The sequence below is a fragment of the Ensifer sp. GW823-FHT05D09 genome (assembly GCF_058795755.1).
Window position 1 is genome coordinate 1 of the sequence record NZ_JBXAIA010000068.1, and the last position, 201, is coordinate 201.

Annotated in this window: 1 protein-coding gene; it reads right to left on the reverse strand. The window is 64.2% G+C overall.

The window, feature by feature from the left end; translation table 11 throughout:
* On the reverse strand, positions 1-201 hold a 201-nt coding region (locus tag AC1Q80_RS30960), incomplete at both ends, for a hypothetical protein (RefSeq protein ID WP_492362959.1).

Consider the following 201-nt stretch of genomic DNA (forward strand, 5'->3'; position numbering starts at 1 on the left):
TCCGGGCCTGACGCCCGCCGATCGGTGGCCTGGGTGTTGATCTTGTCGCGTCGGGCAAGCGTGGTGCTCCAGCGGTAATCGTAGAACGTGCCTGGGAAGTGGTGCACATTCGCCGCGCCGTCGCTTTCCGCGCCATTGTGCGCATTGTGGAAGTGAAGCTGGGTCTCGTTGCGGCCGAAGCCGTTGTTCTGTGCCCGGTTG